The organism is Frankia sp. KB5, assembly GCF_002099325.1.
In the GTDB taxonomy this organism is placed as follows: Bacteria; Actinomycetota; Actinomycetes; order Frankiales; family Frankiaceae; genus Frankia; species Frankia casuarinae.
Window position 1 is genome coordinate 1 of record NZ_MRUJ01000247.1, and the last position, 6,085, is coordinate 6,085.

Consider the following 6,085-nt stretch of genomic DNA (forward strand, 5'->3'; position numbering starts at 1 on the left):
ACCATCCCGACCACACTCACCCGCCCGGGCCCACCCCGACCGGGTACCCGCACCACCGGGGGTCACCCCACGCCGCGCCCACGTCCGCCCCGTGGCGGCCTCAGGCCCTGCCCTGTCTCGTCGAGGAAACAGACCCGGGCATCCCGGGCCGCCGCCGTGGTTGTAGCGCCGGCCACTCCCACTTGACCCACTCCCGCGCCGCGGTGTCGTCGCGTTCCAGCGCACGACGGGCCGGCATCTGACCGACCAGCCGTGCCGGCTACGCCTCTCGATTCCCAGGCGCGATACCCGCAGCCCGCCGTTTTCGGGGTCACCTTGAATTCCCGCGCCATCTCCGTTCGGGTCGTTCCCGCCGCGAACCGGTCAGCCGCAGCCATCCGGACCCGCTCCCGTTCCACCTGCTCCGCGGGCGTCAACCCGTCGCACGCCTCATGCAAAGGATCTATCACACACCCACAGCCATCACCAGGAACACTAACCCCACACATTGACCATCAGTACACCTCGTGAACACAGCCTGACCGAAGCCCGTGGCCGTGTGACCACGCATTCCAGCCTACCGCGAAGAGCCATTTAACGTACGGCCATTGCCCCGTCGGCCGCCGGCCCGTCAATTGGTCGCGCCGGGACGAGCGGGTTCCGGCCTGATGGCCGTCGCCAGCTCGTCCCGGCGCAAACAGATTCAACTCTCGCTATTTTCGCGGAATGTTGTCAGCGGCGCAGCGGCGCAGCGGCGGTGTGACGGGCTCGGGCTGAGGGGCCCCGGCCGCCTGGACCGCATCCGCGAGCAGTTGGCGCTCTTCAGCGATCGCCAACAATCCCCCGGACGCGACAAAACGGGAGGCTACATAGTCCGCTTCGGTGGTGGTTATCGGCGCCCGGGTGCGGACAGCCCGTATGCACACCCGTACCGCATCGGCGAGCACGACGAGCACTAGCAGAGCGAACACTATCGCTATGATCCCGTCCACGGTCGAGTTCTGGACGACTTTGTGCATGTCGCTGATACTCCTCGCGGGCGCCAGAACCCTGCCGTCGTCGAGCGCGTCGGCATAGCGGTGCCGTTGGGCGAGGAAGCCGAGCTTGGGATCGTCCGAGAAAACCTTCTGCCAGGCCGCGGTGAAGGTGACGGCGACATCCCAGCCGAGCGGGACGCCGGGCACCCAGGCCCACCGCGCTCGCCCACTCTTGACGAACAGGGTGGTGACGACCGCCAATGCGATGGCGGCAAGCATCTGGTTGGCCATCCCGAACAGCGGGAACAGCTGGTTGATGCCGCCGAGCGGGTCGGTTGCCCCGGTCCAGAGGAAGTAGCCCCAGGTGCCGACCACCAGCACGCTGCTCAGCCAGACCCCGGGCCACCAGCTCACCCGGCCGATTGGCTTCCATACGTTCCCGAGCATGTCCTGCAACATGAATCGGCCGACCCGGGTTCCGGCGTCGACAGTGGTCAGGATGAACAGCGCCTCGAACATGATCGCGAAGTGGTACCAGAAGGCGGCGAGGCGGCCGCCCCCGAATGCGCCTGAAAGGATGTTGGACATGCCGACAGCGAGCGTCGGTGCACCTCCGGTGCGGGCTACCAGCGTCGATTCACCGACGGCCCGGGCCGCGGAGTCGAGGGCGTCCGGGGTGATGGTGAAACCGAGGTCGGTGACCGCGGACGCAGCCGACGCCGCGGTCTTGCCGACGACCCCACCGGGCGCATTCATGGCGTAGTAGAGGCCCGGGCTGAGCACCGCCGCCGCGATCAGCGCCATCAGTGCGACAAGGGACTCGGTCAGCATCGCCCCATAACCGATGAACCGGACCTGGGACTCCTTTTGAATCATCTTCGGCGTGGTGCCGGACGCGATGAGGGAGTGGAATCCGGACAGGGCACCGCAGGCGATGGTGATGAAGACGAACGGGAACAGGCTGCCGGCGAACACCGGCCCGTTTCCCCTGGTCGCGAAAGTACTGACTGCGTCCGCCTGAAGTACCGGAAATTCGACGAGAACGCCGATGGCGAGCAGCCCGATGGTGCCGACCTTCATAAAGGTCGAGAGGTAGTCGCGGGGCGCGAGCAGGAGCCACACCGGCAGCACCGAGGCGACAAAGCCGTAGCCGACAAGGCAGGCGACCAATGCCTTCGGGCTGAGTGTAAAGGCGGAGGCGAGGGCGGAGTCCTGGATCCAGCGGCCGCCGACAAGGGCCGCGAACAGTCCGGCGACACCGACGGCGGTGGCCTCAGCGACCCGGCCGGGTCGCAGCACCCGCAGGTAAATGCCCATGAACAGGGCGATCGGGATGGTCATCGCGATCGAGAAGGTGCCCCATGCAGAGGCGGCGAGCGCGTTCACCACGACAAGCGCCAGCACCGCCAGCAAAATGATCATTATGGCGAAGACGGCGACTAGTGCCGCCGTCCCGCCCACCGGGCCGATCTCGTCGCGCGCCATCTGGCCCAGGCTCTTGCCGTCCCGCCGCATGGAGAAGAACAACGTCACCATGTCCTGCACGGCACCGGCGAAAATAACACCGGCGATGATCCAGATCGTCCCGGGCAGATACCCCATCTGTACGGCGAGCACCGGGCCGACGAGCGGACCGGCCCCGGCGATGGCAGCGAAGTGGTGGCCAAACAGGACCCGCCGGTCGGTCGGCTCGTAGTCGACGCCGTTGTCGAGGCGTTCGGCCGGCGTCGCCCGGCTGTCATCCACCCGCAGCACCCGGTTTGCGATGAACCGGGCGTAGAAGCGGTAGGCGATGGCGAAGGATCCCAGGCCGGCGAGCAGGATCCACGCCGCAGAGATCGACTCGTGGCGGGACATCGCGAGCACAGCCCAGCTGATCGCGCCGACCGCCGACACCGTGGTCCAGATGGCTATCGATCGGAGCCGGCCGGTCCTCCGGCCATGGCCAGGCGCACGACCGCCGCCAGGCGGAAGACCGGTTCCGGCAGTATCGAGATGGGTAGTCATACGATGCGTCCCTTGGCGAGAGCGGCCAGGCCGAGCAGGTCAGCGAGCCCGACATCGGGCGGCAGGTCGGTGCTGAAGCGCCGGAAGCCGAGCCGCGAGCGGCAGTCGATTGTGACATCGCGGCCCAGGAGGAACGGATAGGCGAGTGGATGGGCTACGGCGCTGCCACCGGGATCCGCGTCCACCGGGCGGAAGCCCCGGTGCCGCGGCACAAGCGCCCGCGGCGCGGGGCGCAGCCACAGTTGACCGGTGCAGGCGCAGCACAGCCCCAGCGGGGCCCAGTCAAAAATAACTACCTCGCCCTCGCGGAGCGCGGCCCGGGCCCGGTCGGTGACCTGGATCACCGCAGGCCTTCCGGCGCCGTCCCCCGGCTGTCCAGCCGCCAAGCGGCGGCGGTCAGCAGCGCGCTTAAGGGCACCCAGGCAAGCTGATACCAGTAAAAGAACGGCACCCCGGCCAGCCGTGGCTCATCATGCGCATAAAGCGGGACCGCCAGCAGGGCTGCGAACGGTGTCCCGAGACACGCGACCGCGGCGGTTTGCCGCCGACGTGCCGCCGCGCGGGCCGGACGACCGGCGGCCGGCCGGTCTGTTGCAGGCACGGGCCCTGCCGGGATTCCTGCCGCGGAGTTTGCCGGGACACCCAGCGGAGTGTCCCGGCCCTGCTCATCGTGCCACATCCTGATCTCCCTGCATTTTGATCTTCCTGATGGACCACCGGCCGGCCCAGGTACCCAGGCCGGGTGGTCACGCAGGCCGCGATGGTGTCACCGGGAGAGTTGCTCGCCGCGCCTCCGCGGTTTACGACTTGGTGAGCTACAGGTTTACGACTTGTTGCGGGATGATGTCGTGTCAACCGCGCCGGCTCGGTGCGCAACTGGAATAAGGACCGGGGGACGACCGGGCGGGCTTCCACCGGCGACCTCGCCGCGCCGTACGGGAAGCCGCGTGCAACGGAAGGTGTCGGATGGCCGACGGGACGACCGTGGCGGGATTCACCGTCGCGATAGCAGGCACTTCGTTACTATCGGTAAGGGCGCGCGCGTTCCATCGGCGGGACGAGCTCCCCTCGCCGGAAGGGTGGGCGCTCGCAGGGCGCCCGTTCGGTGGCGTTCTGACCTGGTTCCTGCTCGGCGGTGCGATCTACACCGCATATACCTTCGCCGCGGTGCCCGGCCTCGTCTACGGCGTGGGCGCTCTCGGCTTCTTCGCGCTGCCCTACACGATCATCGTCTATCCGCTGGCCTTCGTGCTCCTCCCACGTCTGGCGGAGACGGCTCGGCGCCATGATTACGTCACGGTGGGCGACTACGTGCGGGAACGCCACCGGTCGCCGCTGCTCGCGCTCGCCGTGGCGCTGACCGGAATCGTGGCCACCACGCCGTACATCGCGCTGCAGTTGGTCGGCGTCCGCGCGGTGCTCGTTGCCGGCGGCCTCACCCCGCCTGGGCTGCCCGGCGACCTGGTGCTGGCCTCGGTGTTCGGGGTGCTCGCCGTCGCGACCTACCGCAGCGGCATCCGCGCTCCGGCACTCGTCTCGGTCGCCAAAGGAATTCTGATCTTTTTGGCGGTCTTCGCCGTGGTCGGACTCGTCCTAGCCAGGCTCGGCGGACCCGGCGAGATCTTTGCCGCAGCACGGCGGAACATGGCCACGGACGGCTTGCCGGATCCGTCGCTCACGCTGGAGCCGTCGACGTTCGCCTCGTTCGCGAGCCTCGTGCTCGGCTCGGCGATGRCCCTGCTGGTGTACCCGCACGTGCTCACCGCCGCATTTGCGGCGAAGGACCCCGACGTCCTGCGCCGCTCGGCGGTCACCCTGCCCGCATGGACGGGCCTGCTCGGACTCTTCGGGCTGCTCGGCGTTGCCGCCTTGGCCACGGGGGTACGCACACCCCGCGGGCAGGCCGAAGCAGCTGTCCCTCTGCTCGTCCAGCAGCTGGCCCCACCGGTTGTCACCGGCGTCGTATTCGGCGCGCTCGTTGTCGCGGCGCTCGTCCCCGCGGCGGTGATGTCGGTGGCGGTCGCCATGCTCTTCGTCCGCAACGTATACGTCGAGTATTTTCACCCCACGGCCACCCCTAAGCATCAGGTCCGGGTGGCTCGCGGTGTCTCGCTGGTGACAAAGATCGGGGCATTCGCCTTCGTGCTCGGTCTGCGCGACCAGGATGCCATCGATCTGCAGCTGCTGGGCGGGGTCTGGATACTCCAGACCTTCCCGGCGGTCGGGATCGGCCTGTTCTCCACCTGGCTGCATCGCGGTGCGCTGCTTGCCGGATGGGCGGTAGGAATGGCGGCGGGAACCTGCCTGGTAACCTCCGGCGAATTCTCCGCGGTGGTGAACCTGCACCTGTTCGGGGCGTCCGTGCCGCTGTACACGGCGCTCCTCGCGCTCGGGCTGAACCTGGCGGTCGCCACCGCGCTCACCCCGGTCCTTCACCGCGTCGGCGTGGCCCGGAGCAGCCGGACATCCCAGGTGGACCGACTCCCCCGGCCGGACGCGCCGGGATGGCGGTGAGGACGGTGCGGGCGGTGCAGGGCATTCCCAAAGATCCAGCAGCCGTCACTGCCGGCGACGCCGCCACTCTGCTGCCGGCCGACAAGATCCAGGTGAATCTTCACGATCTTGATCGGGAGACCGCCATCGCGCGGCTCTTCAACACCCACTACGTCTCATTGGTACGACTGGCCGCCCTCCTCGGCGCGGACGACCCGGAGGATATCGCCGCGCAGGCGTTCTACGAGCTCTACCGGCGCTGGCGAAAACTGCGGGACTCGACCGCCACCCTGCCGTATCTACGTAGCATAGTCTGCAATCTCACCCGAATGCGACTGCGCCATCTCCAGGTTGTCCGAAAAAACATGGGATGGCCATCAGACCAGGTAGAATCGGCGGAGACGCAAGCGCTGCTGCGGCACGAACAGCGAGCTGTAGTCGTCGCGTTACAGCGGCTGTCGCCGCGCCAGCGGGAGGCCCTGGTACTGCGGTACTGGCTCGATCTGAAGGAATCCGAGATAGCCGCAGTCATGGGGATTTCCTGCGGCGCAGTGAAATCCCATGTGGCGCGAGGAATGACGGCGCTGTCCCGCGCGATGGAGTCCCAGACATGATATATCACACCGGGC

The 6,085-nt window shown here is 67.9% G+C and carries 5 protein-coding genes; 2 read left to right on the forward strand and 3 right to left on the reverse strand.

Going from position 1 to position 6,085, the window contains the following annotated elements; translation table 11 throughout:
• Positions 1–692 precede the first annotated feature (692 nt).
• Genes KBI5_RS20795 through KBI5_RS28875 form a run of 3 tightly spaced genes read right to left on the reverse strand, consistent with a single transcriptional unit; the run spans position 693 to position 3,462 of the window.
• Entirely contained in the window at positions 693–2,963 is a 2,271-nt protein-coding gene (locus KBI5_RS20795) for a carbon starvation CstA family protein (RefSeq protein ID WP_011436879.1), read from the reverse strand.
• Positions 2,960–3,307 (reverse strand): hypothetical protein, encoded by a 348-nt coding sequence (locus tag KBI5_RS20800; protein WP_011436880.1) that lies wholly within the window; start codon positions 3,305–3,307, stop codon positions 2,960–2,962. Before KBI5_RS20800 ends, KBI5_RS20795 begins: the two co-directional genes overlap by 4 nt.
• Positions 3,304–3,462, reverse strand: coding sequence for a DUF3311 domain-containing protein (locus KBI5_RS28875; protein ID WP_347272527.1), 159 nt, complete (start codon positions 3,460–3,462; stop codon positions 3,304–3,306). Before KBI5_RS28875 ends, KBI5_RS20800 begins: the two co-directional genes overlap by 4 nt.
• A gap of 467 nt (positions 3,463–3,929) precedes the next feature.
• Between KBI5_RS28875 and KBI5_RS20810 the strand changes: the two genes are divergently transcribed.
• Both KBI5_RS20810 and KBI5_RS20815 read left to right on the forward strand, forming a co-directional pair.
• Complete coding sequence (locus tag KBI5_RS20810) at positions 3,930–5,477, forward strand: sodium:solute symporter (RefSeq protein ID WP_085016199.1); 1,548 nt, start codon at positions 3,930–3,932, stop codon at positions 5,475–5,477.
• Positions 5,474–6,070, forward strand: a complete 597-nt coding sequence (locus KBI5_RS20815; RefSeq protein WP_043591492.1) for a sigma-70 family RNA polymerase sigma factor — start codon at positions 5,474–5,476, stop codon at positions 6,068–6,070. Before KBI5_RS20810 ends, KBI5_RS20815 begins: the two co-directional genes overlap by 4 nt.
• The last annotated feature ends 15 nt before the right edge of the window (positions 6,071–6,085 follow it).